The following is a 16,729-nucleotide window of genomic DNA, read 5'->3' on the forward strand; positions in this document are numbered from 1 at the left end:
ACAATAGAATAAATGATTTTTAAAAACCTAAATCTCTTTCAATTTCTTCCATTTCGATAATATCATTAGCTTCCAGTAAAGAAGGAACCACAGTTAGTTTATCCGGAACAGCATTAAAATCTAAATCTGAAACGACAACTATAAATGATTTTTTTGCTTTTTTATGCTCTTTAGAAAGAGGTAAGAACAATTTTACTTCATCGACAGTCAAGTCTTTATGATGTAAAAGATCTATTGTAATATTATGATTTTCAAAGGTTTTATATTGATGCGTAACTTTCATCAAAAAAGAAGTGAAATCCCCTTGAGTATCTTTAATTGTAATTGTGTGGCCTTTTTGATCTACTTTCATTGTAATGGGATTTCAAAATTTTTATATAGCTAAGATACTACCTTTATTTTTATTACTGAATTTTTGAAGCCAAAAGATAGATGACTGCCATCCTAATTGCTACCCCATTTTCTACCTGGTTTAAAATAACAGATTGATTAGAATCCGCCACTTCAGATGTAATCTCCACACCTCTATTTATAGGTCCTGGATGCATGATTACAATTTCCTTACTTAGAGAATCTAGTAAGGCTTTATCGACTCCATATTGTTGTGCATATTCTCTAGTTGAAGGAAAATAATTCACATCCATACGTTCATTTTGCACGCGCAACATATTAGCAACATCACACCATTCTAACGCTTTACGCAAATTTGGCTCTACGGTTACTCCAAGTGATTCTATGTATTTTGGGATTAGCGTTTTTGGCCCGCAAACTTTAACTTCGGCACCTTGCATTTGCAAAGCATAGATATTAGATAACGCAACTCTGGAATGCAATACATCACCTACAATTACCACTTTCTTACCTCCTACTTCACCTAGTTTTTCTCGTATCGAATAACTGTCTAAAAGTCCTTGCGTAGGATGTTCATGGGCTCCATCACCTGCATTTATAATACTTGCTTTAACATTTTTAGACAAAAAGTAAGCTGCTCCAGGATTAGCATGACGCATGACCACCATATCAACTTTCATTGAAAGAATATTATTTACGGTATCGATTAGTGTTTCTCCCTTTTTCACAGAAGATTGTGCTGCCGAAAAACTAATCACATCTGCAGATAATCTTTTTTGTGCCAGTTCAAAAGAAAGTTTTGTTCTGGTACTATTTTCGAAAAATATATTGGCAATTGTAATATCTCGTAGCGAAGGCACTTTCTTTATGGGACGATTAATGACTTCTTTAAAATGATCGGCTGTTTCAAAAATAAGGTCAATATCACTCTTGTTAATATATTTTATCCCTAATAAATGATCTACGCTTAATTCTTTCATTTTTTTACGATTATTTTTATTTTTATAAAATTAGATTCTTCCCAACTTAAATCAAGTCTTCTAATTAGTCACTAAATACACTGCGTCCTCACCATTATTTTCACTCCACTCCACCTTTACCTTTTCATTATTTATGGCGTCAACTTGTCTCCCTCTAAAATCAGGCTGAATAGGTAAATTACGACTAAAACGCCTGTCAATTAAAACAAGTAACTCAATTTCTGAAGGTCTGCCAAAGGATTGAATCGCAGTTAAGGCAGATCGAATGCTACGGCCTGTAAACAATACATCATCAATAAAGATTACTTTCTTGTTTTCGACAATAAAATTAATTTTAGTTTCATTTGCTTCTAATGGTTTTTCGGTTCTTCGAAAATCATCTCTAAAGAACGTAATATCCAAGAGGCCTAATTTTATTTCAGGCGTATTATATTCCTTTTCCAAAATTTTTTTAAGTCGCTCCGCAAGAAAAGTTCCTCTAGGCTGAATCCCTATTAGAATTGTATCTTTAAAGTCGAGGTGTTTTTCAATTAGCTGACAAGCCAAACGATGCAGAATGATATTGACTTCTTTGGAATTGAGCAATACTTTTTGAGTCATAGTAATGTGTTGTGTTTGGTTTTGCAAATATACGAATTCCAATTTAGGATTTAATAATTAAAATTCGAGATTAAAAATTCATTTTAACAAAATTACAATTACAATAATTGTATAACATAAATACGTAATTATGTAAACTTAAATTTAACATATCTAGTTAATTTTATCAAACCAAAAAAAATTAAACTTAAAACTAAATACTAGAAATTATGCAAAATAAAATAATTAGAGTTTTACTGCTTTTAACAGTAGTAGTATCGCTTACAGGATGTTCTGTAATTGAAGGGATTTTTAAAGCTGGAATGGGTGTGGGTATTTTTATAGTCATCGCTGTCATCGCGATTATCCTCTTTGTTGTGAGTAAATTATTTGGCAAGAAATAGCCTAATCAAGGTATAAAAAAAACTCCTGCAACACTATGTCGCAGGAGTTTCAAATATAGTTTTATATCGCTATTACTTAGCGTACATCTTAGTTCTTAATTCTTGAACTTTTTCATCATCTAAATATTCATCGAAAGTCATATAGCTGTCAATTGCTCCATTTGGTGTCAATTCAACTACTCTATTCCCCACAGTTTGAGCAAATTCATGATCATGAGTTGTAAAAATTACAGACCCTTTAAAGTTTTTCAATGAATTGTTAAACGCTTGAATTGACTCTAGATCCAAGTGATTTGTAGGCTCATCAATCATCAATATGTTAGCTCTTTCCATCATCATTCGAGACATCATACAACGTACTTTTTCTCCTCCTGATAACACTCTACATGTTTTTAATGCTTCTTCTCCTGAGAAAATCATTTTCCCTAGGAAGCTACGAATATTTACTTCGTCACGTTCCTCTTCTGTTTTTACCCATTGACGCAACCAGTCTACAAGTGACAAATCATTTTCGAAAAAAGAATGATTTTCTACCGGCAAATAAGCTTGATTCGTCGTTACTCCCCAATCATAAGAACCTGAATCCGCTTTTTGGTTCCCGTTCAAAATTTCGTAAAAAGCAGTTGTGGCACGCGAATCTTTAGAAAATAAAACAATTTTATCTCCCTTGGCCATATTTAAATCAACACCCTTAAACAAAACTTCACCATCAATAGATGCGCTTAGATTCTGGATATTCAAAATTTGATCTCCGGCTTCACGCTCTTGGTCAAAAATAATTGCTGGATAACGACGACTTGAAGGTTTTATCTCAGATATATTTAACTTACTAATCATTTTCTTACGGGAAGTAGCTTGTTTAGACTTGGCTACATTCGCAGAAAAACGACGAATAAATTCTTCTAATTCTTGTTTCTTTTCCTCTGCTTTTTTGTTTTGTTGTGCACGTTGCTTTGCCGCTAACTGGCTTGACTCATACCAGAAAGTATAATTTCCTGAGTAATGGTTTATTTTACTATAATCAATATCAGAAATATGAGTACAAACAGAGTCCAAAAAGTGACGGTCATGCGATACTACAATTACTGTGTTTTCATAGTTTGCCAAGAAATTTTCTAACCAAGCAATAGTCTCAAAATCCAAATCATTGGTAGGCTCATCCATTATCAGTAAATCTGGATTTCCAAATAAAGCTTGTGCCAAAAGGACACGAACTTTAATTTTTCCCTCTAGATCTCCCATTAATGTAAAATGGTGCTCTTCTCCAATTCCAAGATTTGATAACATTGCAGCGGCATCAGAATCAGCATTCCAACCACTCATTTCTTCAAATTGCACTTGCAATTCACCTATTCTATCTGCATTTTTATCATTATAATCTAAATAGAGCTCGTCCATTTCTTTTTTGATAGCATATAAAGTCTTGTTCCCCATAATTACGGTTTCCAATACAGTATGTTCATCAAACATATTGTGGTTTTGACTTAAAACCGACATACGTTTCCCTGGCTCTAAATGGACATGACCTGATGTAGGATCCATTTCGCCTGAAATTATTTTAAGAAATGTAGATTTCCCAGCTCCATTAGCACCGATAACTCCATAAATATTACCGTGTGTAAAGGTGGTATTTACTTCGTCAAACAAAATTCGTTTGCCAAACTGAACTGATAAATTATTAATTGTTAGCATGTATATCTTTTTATAAAAATTTCCGCAAAAGTACGAAAAAATAATCATTTATTTAACGCAATATTCTTCTGTGTTTTTAAATCGAATTTGTTATTGTTTCAATAAACTAAAAAAAACCTGGCAATAAATTACCAGGTTCCACATCATTTCTTTATACAAAACCATTTAACCAAATAAAGAAAAGATTGTTCTAAAAAAGGCTAATTCAGTTCCTCTTTTTCGATTTTTTTTTACATTAACTTTTTTAAACTATTATAAACCGCCAATTCTACATCGGCATTTTCTTTAGAATTGCATTTTTCTAAAAGATCTTTAATAGAAGCAGTATTAGTAACTTGTTTCTTCTCAATCACCAATAAAAGCTGCTGTGACAAATCGCTTAGACTTTTAGATAAAGGCAACAGCGGCTGTACAAGTGGTGCATTAGCACTTAATGCAATTAAATTTGCATCCATCTCAATCCATTTTCTAAAGAAATCAGTAACCAATTTTTGATTCTCCGTATTTTTATTTTCTAAGTATTTATTTACCGCGCTATCAAAATCTAATGCATCCGAAGCATCGGCTGTACAGGCATCAGCAAATAATGTCAAAGGAGAGTACATCTGATATTCAGTTCCGCCAGCATTACGCTTATAGATTTTCAGTGGTTCGCATACATTCGAAAAATCTTCTAAAGCTTTTGTTTCCTGATTATTACTAATATTTCTTAAAATTACATGTTTGTTTCGAATGTGTGTAATTCCAAGTTCTTCGAGTCGAAACGATACTGTTTTCATCCTTTTATGCATACTATTTACATCCACTACCTCTTGGTTAGACCATAATCGCTCAGCAATGGCTGCAGTCCTTGGCCAAATTCTGGAATCAAGCGTTAGAGGAGTTACGAGTTCGGTCCACATGGTTGCTTCTCCTCCTAATATTCTGGATTTTTCATCAGCTGTTAGATTGCTTCCTTTGGGAATTGGATCATTCAAATAATGGTCATTTACACTTTGCATCAAATCAATATAATATCCATTTGACAAAACGGTTTTATAACCATTTTTTGCAGCATTTGCAACTGATTGCCCAACGGGAACGCCTTCATTTGGTCCTTTCCAAGAATGTATAATAGCCGTTTTAGACATGTCTTTTGTCATAATCTCTTCCCATCCCATCAATTGTTTTCCGTATTTTTTCAACATCGGAACTAATTTCATCGTAAAATAGGTTTGAAGATCATGATTAGTAACTAGCTTATTTTTCTTTTTAAATTCCTGAATTCGTGGGTTTGAATCCCAATCCTTTCCTTCATTTTCATCGCCGCCAATATGGAAATAGGCACCCGGAAATAATGGACAAACCTCATCAAAAATTTCACTTAGTAATTGATAGGTTTTTGGATTCGTGGGATCTAAAGTTGGATTAAAAATACCTGCATTTCTTTCGATTCCGTAAGTTGACAAAGCCATTGCTTGCATATTCTTCTCTGAATTTCCGTTTGTCAAAGGAATTATTTTGCTCCCCAATTCTGGATAGGCAGTTAATATAGCAGAAGCATGCCCAGGAACGTCAATTTCTGGAACAACAAGAATCCCTCTTTCATCAGCATATTTTACAATACTTTTAATTTCTTCTTGAGTATAGAAAGAACCATCCGAAGCCAATGCAGTTAATCTAGGATGTTTCTTTATTTGAATTCTCCAACCTTGATCGTCAGTTAAATGCCAATGAAAAACATTCATTTTGACAGCCGCCATGGCATCTAGATTTCGTTTGATTACGTCGACTGGCTGGAAATGCCTTGCTACATCGATCATTAAACCTCTCCAAGTAAACCTCGGCAAATCTGTTATCGAAGTTGTTGGAAAAAAATAAGAACTGCTGTTATTTTGCAATAACTGCAATAAAGTTTCTAATGCATGCAGGGCACCAATATCGGTTGTGGCATTAATCGTAATTTTATTGGGTTGAATGTCTAAATGGTAACTTTCATCTTCATAGAGATCAATCTTTCCTTTTTTAGAGCAATTAATTTGCAACTCGGCCTCTGGAAATTCGTTCAGTTGAGTTATAAAGCCTTGCGCGAGAAACAGCCCGGTTCTTCCATCTAATCGTCGTAGAAAATTTGTAGTTCCTACATAAATTCTCGAATTTGGATCTCCAGTAATATTTACTTTAAAATTTTTGCTTAATGCAAAAGTACCATCAGTCAAATTTATATTTTGAGGCCAAGGCATCAAATCTAATTGCTCTTTTTTTATTTGGGCATTTGATATAAAAGCTACAAATAGTAAGATTAAGGAGTATTTCATATAGTAGTAACTAAATTTAAAATGTTGTTTTTAATAATCAAAACGCTTAAAAGCCTCTATCGCTTCGTACTCTGACAAGCCTAAATCGTCATACAGTTTTGCTGTGTTTCTATTTCGATCCTCAGCTCGAACCCAAAATTCTCTAGAATCATTTCCTTGAAACATCACTCTGTCTTTTTGGGATTGATGATATAAAATCGCGTGTTTTTTCAATAAAACTTCATCTGGACTCAATGGTACTGCCATATCAATTTCATGTAAATCCCATTCATGCCAAGCGCCCCGGTACAACCATAACCAGCAATCATCCATGTAAGATTTATGTTTTAATTGTTTCATAGCTGCAAAAACGGCATTCAAACAAACTTCATGAGTTCCATGGGGATCAGCTAAATCACCAGCCGCAAAAACTTGATGGGGTTTTATTTTTTCGATGATATCCGCTACAATACTTATATCTACTGCGCTTATGGGTTTTTTCTTTATCTGACCGGTTTCATAAAATGGCATGTCAAGAAAATGGGTGTTCTCATCTTTTAAACCTATATATCTTGTTGCGGCATAGGATTCACGACGACGTATTAAAGCTTTTAATTTTCTAACTTCTAAAGAATCTGATTGATTCTCTGATTTAGTATTTAAAAAATCTACAACAGCACGGAAATTAATTTTGCTAGCATCATTTCCAACAAAATCATTGGCCACCTCGGCAAATTTTAAAGCTTCGTCATCAGTAACTGCTATGTTCCCTGATGTTTGATAAACGACATGTACATCATGTCCTTGCTTTATTAATTTCGAAAAAGTTCCGCCCATTGAAATCACATCATCATCTGGATGAGGACTAAAAAGAACTACACGTTTTTTTGCAGGAAACGCCCTTTCAGGTCTATGAGAATCGTCGGTATTAGGCTTTCCTCCTGGCCATCCTGTTATAGTGTGTTGTAAAACATTAAACATATTAATATTCAAATCATAGGCAGAACCTTCTTGCGCTAGAAGATCTGACATCCCATTATTGTTGTAATCTCTGTCTGTTAATTTGAGAATGGCTCGATTTGTTTTTTGGCAAAGCCAAACAATTGCTTTACTCTTCAATTCCTGTGTCCAAAAACATTCCCCTACTAACCAGGGTGTTTTGAATCGAGTCAATTCTGAAGCCGCAGATTGATCCACAACAAAAGTAGTATTAGTATGATTTTGCAAGAATGTAGCAGGAACCTCAGAACTAATATCTCCCTGAATCGTTCTTTTTATAATATCTGCTTTGTTTTGTCCCCAAGCCATCAATACAATTCTTTTAGATCGCATAATACTAGAAACTCCCATGGTGATCGCTCTTTTAGGAACATTATCAACTCCATTAAAATCTGATGATGCATCAACTTTAGTAATATAATCTAAGGTAATGATCCTAGTTCCTGAATTAATATGAGAACCTGGCTCGTTGAAGCCAACATGACCTGTACGTCCTATTCCTAATAATTGAAAGTCCAAGCCACCTGAATTTCTAATATTCATTTCATAATCAATACAGTACTGATTCAACTCTTCTATAACCACAGTCCCATCAGGAATATTGATGTTTTCAGGTTTAATATCAATATGATTAAAAAGATGCTGATGCATGAAGTAGTGGTAACTCTTGCTGTTTTCTTTGGTCATTGGATAGTACTCATCCAAGTTGAATGTAATCACATTCTTAAAACTAAGTCCTTCTTCTTTGTGCATGCGTACTAATTCCTCGTACACTTTTATAGGCGAAGAACCAGTTGCCAGACCTAGAACACAAGCTTGGTTTTGTTCTTGCTTATCTCTTATTAATTGAGCTATTTCTTGGGCTATAATTAAAGACGCTTCACTTGAACTTTTGAAAATCTCATTGTGAATTTTTTCAAATCTGGTGTCTTCAAATTTTCCAGCACTCTTATAACTTATATCCGGTTTAATTTCTAAAGAAATTTTCATTTTATATTGTTTAATACGACTTTATAAAGAAGTGGTTTTTAAAAATGGTATAAGTAATTTACATACCTATACCATTTTAACTTATTAACTTAATTTGTTATTTAAAAATTAGGCCCAGTGGTATCCCACCAAAGTCTAGTTGCTCCATTATCAAGCCCTCCTAGCGCTGCAACTCCTGAAGCTACTCCTTCTTTATTATTACTAACTTCTGAATTGGAGAAAGCTAGTCTTCTCACTCCAAGCTCCGTGCTAATAAGGCCATTACTTTGGTTATTAGATATTCTGAATAATTTTGGATATCCTGTTCTTCTAAATTCAGACCACGCTTCTTGACCATCAGGATAAGTAGCGATCCATTTTTGAGTAATAATTTTCTCTAAATTCTTTTCCTTATCAATTCCCCAAGCAACAGTAATCTTACTAATTGCTTGTGCGTTATTTGCAGGATTAAGTGGGTCTACGTAATCTTTAGGTAGCTTGGTATTATCTGTAATATAAGCGTCAGCCCCTTCCGCACCATTTTGTTCAAATGACGCTTTTATACCTGCTTCATATAAACTTTGTGCAGTTCCCCCCATATTCCATCCTCTTAAAGCACCTTCGGCTCTAAGGAAATAAACTTCTGCAGTAGACATCCAAGTAATTTCCCCAGTTTTAGTTCTAGGACCTGTTTGAGAGAATTTAGAATAAGTACTTCCAGAAGGATATACAATTCCGGTTCTTACACCTTTATACTCTCCAGGAGTGATTTTTGAAGTATTCCAATATTTAGCTATTCTTGGGTCTTGATAACCTCCTAATATAGATTCCATATCAGCGCCCATAAATAAACCTACCCAACTATGACTCATAACATCAATTACGTTAAGATCAGTAGGAGATTTAATTTTTAACGCATCACCATTATTTGTAAAAACTCCTAATGAATGACTGATCGCTTTTTCTGCTTCCGTTTTTGCTAAGGCAGGGTCAACTTTAGAAATACGCATGGCCATTCTTAGTCGCAAGGAATTAGCATACTTAGTCCAGTTTGCATATTTCCCCTCATACAATGACAAATCAGTTTCATCAAATGCTGTTTTTTCGCCCGCAGCATTTCTTTTTGTTAGCTCGGCAACAGCAAAATCTAGATCCTTAAACATTTGATTATAGATGTCTTTTTGCGAATCGTAAGTAGCAACACCTTTACCAAATTTAGAGTAAACAGCTGGTCCGTACATATCCGTAATTCTTTGCATAGTAGCAACTTTCAATATTAGTGACCAAGCGTAAAATTGATTAAATTTATCTTTTGAACGTTGTTCTGCCTTGTATAAATACGAGATAATATTAACGTAAGCATCGTCCCAGGCATAACTGTTCCATCCTCCATTCAAAACATAATCATGATTGTTTTGTGGTCCAAAAGGAACTGGAGTAGTCATATAACCTGACCACCCATCAGCTTGTAAACTTTGCTGAATTTGGTATTGCCATGTAGTTTCGCAAATATACAAATGATTAAAAGCTGGTTTAAATAGAGATTTGATACTATTATAGTCTTGATCTAATTGCTCTGTGGTTGCTCCTTCTGGATTTGTATTTATCTCCTCAAAATTATCTGTACAACTAAAAGCCGTAAGTAAAGAAAGGCATAATGCTGTTCTTTTTATTTTATTTATTGTCATGATTGTAAGATTAAAAAGTTAAATTTAAATTAATACCAATACTTCTTGTTGACGGTAAACCGAAAACATCCACACCTTGCAAGCCTTCACCTGTGCTCAATGCAATATTAGGATCGAATGGAGCATCTTTATAAATAAAGAATAAGTTTCTTGCGATTAAAGAGATACTTGCTGTTTGCATAAATGGTAATTTAGTTTTACTGAAAGTATATCCAATAGAAACCTCTCTTACATTAATATTAGTTGCATCATAAACATATTCACCAGTTGCACCGTTTCTTCCTGCGGTTTTATCGTAGTAATCAAAAGCATCCATTGTAGTTACAGCCGTTCCATCTGCTTTAGCACCATTAATTTTTACACCACCCGCATTTCTGGCATCACCACTAGCTTTAGAAACTCCGTTAAAATCATTGATAGCTTCCGTTAAACTTAAAACTTCACCACCAAAACGACCGTCAATCAGAATGTTTGCTGTAAAAGCTCCAAATTTGAATGTGTTAGAAAAACCTAACATGAAATCTGGATTAGCATTTCCAACTTCTTCCCAATCAGCATTAACAGACAACTTCCCATTATCACCAACTAACAATCTTCCTTGATCATCTTTTTGAATGTTTTTACCTTCAATTATACCAAAAGGTCTTCCTTCTATTAATGAATATCTATAATTATTCGATCCTGGATCAGTCAGCACGATTCTTCCTTCTAGATTTTGGGCAGGAATATCATTCACTTTACTCCTATTTTGAGAATAGTTGATTCTAGATTCCCAGTTAAATTTATCGCCTTTAATAAGATCAGCAAATAAAACCACCTCAAATCCTTTGTTAGAAATACTCCCAGCGTTTATTGCATAGTTTAGGTATCCATTTTCATTTGTAGATTCAGCAGGAACTTGCATATATTGATTTTTAGTTTTCGAATCATAGTATGAAACTTCAAAACCTAATCTATTATTAAACATTCTCCATTCTGTACCTAATTCATACTCTGATTTCAATTCTGGTTTCAAAGTAGTTCCTGGTCTTGGACCTACAGGAGGATTAACTGGTTGACCTGCAATTATTGAATAGGTAGGGCTTGTAATAAAAGCGGCAATGTCATTACCAACTTGTGCATAAGTAGCACGTACTTTTCCAAAATTGATAAAATCTGGCATTGTAGTCATTTCGCTTATAATCGCTGTTACACCTAAAGAAGGATAAAAGAAACTTGGATTATCTGTGTTTACTAAAGTCGATGACCAATCATTTCTTGCGGCAGCATCTAGGAATAAATAATCTTTGTAACCCAATGTAGTTGCTGCAAATACAGATTGTACTTCTCTTTGATACGCAGTTTGATAATTCCCATTATTATTTGCAAAATTTCCTAAAGTAAAAATATTAGCATTTTTCAATCCGCCACCAATTCCAGAATCTAAAGTAAGTCCTGTACTCTTGCCATTATTAATACTTGCTCCAACAGTTCCACTAAAAGAAAAATCTTCTGAGAAATTAGTATTTATTAAACCTATTATATCTGCATAATTTTGACTTGCGATAGAGTTAGAATTAATGTATCTTCCTTTAGGATGTACTAAAGAAGTAGCTGATGTAGCGTACATTTCTTTTTCAAAATTACTTTCACTTCTGTTATAACTATATCTTGAAGTTAAACGAAACCAATCGGTAACTTTGTAATCTAAAGCAATAGCTCCATTAAAGAAATTATTAGTATCAAAAGATTTTTGTCTGTTAATTTGCCAATATGGATTTTCATTATTTTCATTAACTGCCGCAAATCCAGGATAATTTTGAGCATTCCAGTTTTTAGTAACATCAAAAACTTCATAGTTCTTCAAATCATTTAGGCTAAATGCTCTAGGATGAGAATAAACACCACTCACTGGATTAAAGTATAAACCGTTTACAGGCCTGTTGTTAATCTTTTGAGAAACATAATTACCAGTTACCGCTACATTCAATCGATCATCAAAAAACTTTGACGTTTGACGTATTCCAAAATTATTTTTCTTCAAATGATTTCCTGGTATTACTCCAGACGCATCTGTATTTGCATAGGTTAAACTAGTAGAAGCCCCTTCAGTAGCCTTCGAAAAAGACATAGAAGTAATTTGAGTAGTTCCAGTATTAAAAAAATCTTTGATATCTCCTTCTACTTTTTGTTTTGCTCCCCAGCTTTTGGCATCTCCTGCATTTGAAGTATAATCAGATTGAAATTCAGGTAAATAAGCTACAGAATCAAATGTAGTAACTGAGTTTACATTGAATGTTTCTACACCTGCTTTTACTTTTTTAGAACTTAGTAATATGACACCATTTGCACCTTGACTACCATATAATACAGAAGCAGCCGCTCCTTTAAGCACAGTCATACCCTCATAATCATCAGGATTAATTAAGGAAACAACATCTCCTCCATCTCTATTACCTCCAGCTAAATCTCCAAAAGTTCCATTAGGTTGAACAGAACCTCCATTTGACAATGGAATACCATCAATTACATATAATGGTTGGTTATTTGTAAACGAAGAATTACCTCTAATTATCACCTTAGTTGAACCTCCTGAACCTGAGGAACTTTTAGTAATCGCTACACCAGCTATTTTACCCGCAACTGTATTGATAATGTTAGCATCTTTCACTCGTACTAATTCCTCCCCTTTTAATTCCTGAGCTGAATAAGTTAATGTTTTTTTCGCTTTAGTGATTCCTAATGAAGTAACCACAACTTCATTTAAAGAATTTGTAGCTGCCTCATTCATTCTGACATTGATTGTGCTAGATTCACCCACCACAACATTTTTTGTCTCTAAACCTAAATAAGAAAAAGTTAAGGTTTTACCTTTTGCAACTTGAACAGAGAAATTACCATCAAAGTCAGTACTTGCAGACGTGCTTTCACCTTGAACGATAATATTAACTCCTGGTATAGGAGCGCCATTTCCATCTGTAACCGAACCTTTGACAGTTTTCATTTGCGCAAGTGAAACTTGTACAGTGAAAAGAATCATAAAGATTGAAATAATTTGTTTCATTTTTATTGATTTTTGTTAGTTATAGTGTAAATCTATCTGTTAAAACATTCTTAAAAAAATAAATTATACTAACAACATGAAAATCGGCATTAACCACATCCTTTAGTAAACAAAGTGTATTTTACTAAAGCATTCTGATAGAAAAAATTACTAATATTCAACAAACGACATCATTTCTTTAACGAACTGTAGTTGTTAAGCAGTTAATATGTTAAATTCATTTTATTTTGGATTTTATTGGATTAAAATTCGATTTTTGGTTGCAAATTCCTTAAAGTTGCAAATTAATCCTGTTAATAGTTTTGAAAAGCAATGATTTAACCTCTAATTTATTTTCAATTGAAGCCCATTAGAAAAATAAAATTTAATACGGAGTTCCGAAATCATATTTGGTTTTGGGTTATCTTTTTTTTAATCAACTTTTTGCGTTGGGGTTCTTACTTTGATAATTATCCATACTCTTTTAAATCCAACCTAATTGAGTTTTCCTTGCACATACCTTTTGTGTACTTTAATCTAATTGTGCTCATTCCTCGTTACATTGTAAAATTCGAATACTATAAATATACCTTAGCGCTACTAGCCAGTTTAGCTGTTATTTATATGGCCAAAACTGGATTGACCTATTATATGATTTCAGAAAATATTTGGCCTGAAGCCAACAAAGTATATCGTCCCTTTGATATTAACCATATTGTTGCAGTAACCATTGGCGAAATTTATGTACTATCTATTGCTTCTTCTGTCTTCTCTACTATGAATTGGCTAAAAGAAAGAGATCGAAATACGATTATGAAGCAAAATCAGTCTAAGATGAAACTCAAATATCTGAAGACTCAAATACAACCACACTTTTTTTTCAACACGCTCAATAATCTCTATGCTTTATCTTTAGAATCCTCTAAAAAAGTCCCTGATGTAATCTTAAAACTTTCACGATTGATGGAATATGTTTTGTATGATATTAAGGGAACCCAAATGGTGGACTTAACGAAAGAGATTGATTATATCCAGAATTATATCGAAATCGAAAAACTTCGTTTTGAGCATGTGGAAGTAGCGGTAAATATCGAATCAAACATTGAGGACATAAAAATTCCACCTTTGCTCGTCATAACATTGATTGAAAACGCGTTTAAGCACGGCGGACCTTGCAATAACAACCTCAGAATTAAGATTAATTGCAAAGTAATCGATAAAACCAAGCTGCAATTTGAAATACTAAATAATTTTGTACTTTCACAAAATACTAAAACAAAAAAAGGGATTGGTTTATCCAACACCAAAAAAAGGTTGAAATTGATTTTTCAAAATAATTTCACTTTAGAAAAAACAATAAAATTCAATTATTATATCATTCGACTGCAAATACCCATCCAAAATGAAGATTAAATGTATTTTGATTGATGATGAGCCCTTAGCAACAAAAATACTGCAGAATTATTTTACTAATTTTTCTGATTTTGAAATCATCGGGACTTTTCATAATCCAATAGAGGCGTTAGATTTTCTAAACAGCAACGCTATCGATGTCGTCTTTTTAGACATACACATGCCTTTAATGACTGGTTTTGAACTAATCAGATTGATTGAAAACAAAACTAAAATTGTGATTACGACCGCTTTTAGAGAATTTGCTGCCGAGAGTTACGAGCTTGATGTTTTAGATTATTTAGTTAAACCCATACCGCTTCCTCGTTTTATTAAGTGTATTCACAAAATCGAAGCTGATTTTAATTTAAAAAACAATTTAAAAGCTGATACGCTAAAGGTTGATTCTCATATTTTTATCAAAGTTGACAAGAAAATGGTGAAAATAATCATTGATGAAATCTTATTTATCGAAGGGATGAAAGAATATATAAAAGTAGTTACTACTGATAAAACTTACATTACCCATAAATCTTTAACCGCTTTATCCGAAGAGTTGCCTGAGGATCAATTTACTCGCATCCATAAATCCTATATTATAGCTGTAAACAAAGTAAAATCTATAGAAGGAAATAGAATACAAGTACATTCTTATACACTTCCCATAGGAAGAAATTATAGCAAAGATGTAAAAATTAGAATTTTGGATTAGAAAATCTATGATAAAAAACGTACCAAACGACAAAAATATGTTGTTCATTATAGAAATACTGCCGATTGTATAATTTTAATCAATTTTCTTATAAATAATTTTTTTTTACTTTACTTAAAATCTACATTTACGACCGAACTAAAAAAATTAACCATCAATTATCATGAATTCAGAAAATTTACAAACTAAGTGGGGACAGTTTATATCATTAATAATAGTCTTCTTCTTTTGGGGCTTTGTTGGCTCTGCCAATGATATATTAATACCCGTTTTCAAAAAAGTTTTTACATTATCTCAACTGCAATCACAACTAGTGGCTTGGGCATTTTATGCCGCATATTTTGTAGGCTCACTAATTTTCTTTCTTGTTTCTTTAAAGTCTGATGTTTTACAAAAATTTGGCTATAAAAAAACACTCTCTACAGGATTACTTATTTCTGCGATAGGTTCGTTTTTATTTGTTCCTGCTGCAACAATGGAAAGTTTTCCATTCTTTTTGACCGCATTGTTTACTGTGGGTCTTGGGTTTTCTATTCAACAAATTGTTGCAAATCCACTTGCTATTAAAATGGGAAGTCCAGCAACTGGAGCACACCGTTTAACTTTGGCTGGAGGTTTAAACTCATTTGGAACAACACTTGGTGCTATTCTTCTAGGTATTGCACTTTTTGGAATGGGAGATAACAAAAAGACAAGTCTTTCATTAGAAGATATTAAATTACCTTTTATAATTTTAGGTCTTACTTTCGTTTTAGTTGCAATATTCATGTATTTTTCTAGAATAGAGGATCCAGCAAAAACAGATGTAATTGAAGCTAAAATTGAAAACAAACACGCTAAGTTCAGCATTTTAGACTATCCACAATTATACTTAGGAATGATAGGTATCTTTATATATGTTGGAACAGAGGTAACAATTATCAGTAATCTCCCAGCTTTACTACATACGAAAGAATTTGGCGGTATTTTAGAAGACGCAATTTCTCCATTTATTGCACTTTACTGGGGAAGTTTAATGATTGGTCGCTGGAATGGTGGTGTGAATGTTTTTAACACAACTAACTTAGTAAATACTGCGCTTAAGTTTATCGTCCCCGCTTTAGCATTTGGAGTAATTATCGGAGCTAATATATTTGCTGGTCATAATGTTTCTGAATTCTACATCTACCCTCTTTGGATCTTATTGTTTATAGGCGTTAGTTTTGTTGGTGGTAAAAATGCAGGTAAAACATTAATGCTTTTTGCAATCGCTGGTTTAACAATGATGTTTGCAGGTTTAGTTTGTACAGATACTGAAATCGCTAAATACTTCTTTATTTCAGGAGGTTTATTCTTATCAATCATGTGGCCATCTATCTTCGATTTAGCTATCGCAGGGTTAGGAAAAAACACTGGAAAAGCGTCTTCATTCTTAATTATGATGATTCTTGGTGGTGGTGTAATCCCGCTAGTTCAAGGAGCAATATGCGATTTAGATTTAACTAATCCAAACGGAATACTTGGTATTACTTTTACACGTTTTTCTTATGTGGTACCTCTTCTTGGTTTTGCCTATTTGGCATTTTATGGTTATTACTGTCCTAAAATACTAAAAAGCCAAGGTGTAAATTTAGACACTGGGACTTCATCAGCACATTAATTCATTATTTCCTATAAAAATCAAAA

12 protein-coding genes are annotated in these 16,729 nt (G+C 33.3%); 4 read left to right on the forward strand and 8 right to left on the reverse strand.

Annotation, left to right across the window (positions count from 1 at the left end; genetic code table 11):
- Window positions 1–19: 19 nt before the first annotated feature.
- From FQU23_RS05940 to pyrR, 3 genes are read right to left on the reverse strand one after another with little or no spacing between them, the layout of a single operon-like run.
- On the reverse strand, window positions 20–352 hold the full coding sequence (locus FQU23_RS05940) for a ribonuclease Z (RefSeq protein ID WP_147673054.1): 333 nt from the start codon (window positions 350–352) through the stop codon (window positions 20–22).
- Between the two features lie 52 nt (window positions 353–404).
- Window positions 405–1,331 carry an aspartate carbamoyltransferase catalytic subunit gene (locus FQU23_RS05945; RefSeq protein ID WP_147673055.1) on the reverse strand — a complete coding sequence of 309 codons (927 nt, stop codon included), beginning with the start codon at window positions 1,329–1,331 and terminating at the stop codon, window positions 405–407.
- 60 nt (window positions 1,332–1,391) lie between these two features.
- A complete protein-coding gene (gene pyrR, locus FQU23_RS05950; RefSeq protein ID WP_147673056.1) occupies window positions 1,392–1,931 on the reverse strand; it encodes a bifunctional pyr operon transcriptional regulator/uracil phosphoribosyltransferase PyrR in 540 nt (179 codons plus the stop codon).
- A 209-nt stretch (window positions 1,932–2,140) separates the two neighbouring features.
- Here pyrR and FQU23_RS05955 point away from each other — a divergent pair, with 209 nt between their 5' ends.
- Window positions 2,141–2,314, forward strand: a complete 174-nt coding sequence (locus tag FQU23_RS05955) for a hypothetical protein (RefSeq protein ID WP_165425734.1) — start codon at window positions 2,141–2,143, stop codon at window positions 2,312–2,314.
- A 72-nt stretch (window positions 2,315–2,386) separates the two neighbouring features.
- On the opposite strand, the gene FQU23_RS05960 is transcribed toward FQU23_RS05955, so the two are convergent.
- The 5 genes from FQU23_RS05960 to FQU23_RS05980 all read right to left on the reverse strand — a co-directional run bounded on the left by FQU23_RS05960 (window position 2,387) and on the right by FQU23_RS05980 (window position 12,981).
- On the reverse strand, window positions 2,387–4,006 hold the full coding sequence (locus FQU23_RS05960) for an ABC-F family ATP-binding cassette domain-containing protein (protein WP_132109562.1): 1,620 nt from the start codon (window positions 4,004–4,006) through the stop codon (window positions 2,387–2,389).
- A 230-nt stretch (window positions 4,007–4,236) separates the two neighbouring features.
- Window positions 4,237–6,303 (reverse strand): beta-N-acetylhexosaminidase, encoded by a 2,067-nt coding sequence (locus tag FQU23_RS05965; RefSeq protein WP_147673057.1) that lies wholly within the window; start codon window positions 6,301–6,303, stop codon window positions 4,237–4,239.
- A 30-nt stretch (window positions 6,304–6,333) separates the two neighbouring features.
- Window positions 6,334–8,271 carry a glucosamine-6-phosphate deaminase gene (gene nagB / locus FQU23_RS05970; protein ID WP_147673058.1) on the reverse strand — a complete coding sequence of 646 codons (1,938 nt, stop codon included), beginning with the start codon at window positions 8,269–8,271 and terminating at the stop codon, window positions 6,334–6,336.
- A 101-nt stretch (window positions 8,272–8,372) separates the two neighbouring features.
- Window positions 8,373–9,938 carry a RagB/SusD family nutrient uptake outer membrane protein gene (locus FQU23_RS05975; RefSeq protein WP_147673059.1) on the reverse strand — a complete coding sequence of 522 codons (1,566 nt, stop codon included), beginning with the start codon at window positions 9,936–9,938 and terminating at the stop codon, window positions 8,373–8,375.
- Window positions 9,939–9,948: 10 nt separating this feature from the next.
- Complete coding sequence (locus FQU23_RS05980) at window positions 9,949–12,981, reverse strand: SusC/RagA family TonB-linked outer membrane protein (RefSeq protein ID WP_147673060.1); 3,033 nt, start codon at window positions 12,979–12,981, stop codon at window positions 9,949–9,951.
- Window positions 12,982–13,470: 489 nt separating this feature from the next.
- On the opposite strand from FQU23_RS05980, the gene FQU23_RS05985 reads away from it, so the two are divergent.
- The 3 genes from FQU23_RS05985 (at window position 13,471) to FQU23_RS05995 (ending at window position 16,703) form a co-directional block, all read left to right on the forward strand.
- The gene (locus FQU23_RS05985; protein WP_243699199.1) at window positions 13,471–14,373 is read left to right on the forward strand and encodes a sensor histidine kinase; all 903 of its coding nucleotides are present in this window, start codon (window positions 13,471–13,473) and stop codon (window positions 14,371–14,373) included.
- Window positions 14,363–15,064: a LytR/AlgR family response regulator transcription factor gene (locus tag FQU23_RS05990; RefSeq protein WP_132109556.1), complete on the forward strand. Its 702-nt coding sequence runs from the start codon at window positions 14,363–14,365 to the stop codon at window positions 15,062–15,064. The genes FQU23_RS05985 and FQU23_RS05990 overlap by 11 nt, the downstream gene beginning before the upstream one ends.
- A gap of 163 nt (window positions 15,065–15,227) precedes the next feature.
- The gene (locus FQU23_RS05995) at window positions 15,228–16,703 is read left to right on the forward strand and encodes an MFS transporter (protein ID WP_147673061.1); all 1,476 of its coding nucleotides are present in this window, start codon (window positions 15,228–15,230) and stop codon (window positions 16,701–16,703) included.
- Window positions 16,704–16,729 lie beyond the last annotated feature (26 nt).

It is taken from the genome of Flavobacterium sp. XN-5, from assembly GCF_008033395.2.
Classification (GTDB): Bacteria; Bacteroidota; Bacteroidia; order Flavobacteriales; family Flavobacteriaceae; genus Flavobacterium; species Flavobacterium hiemivividum.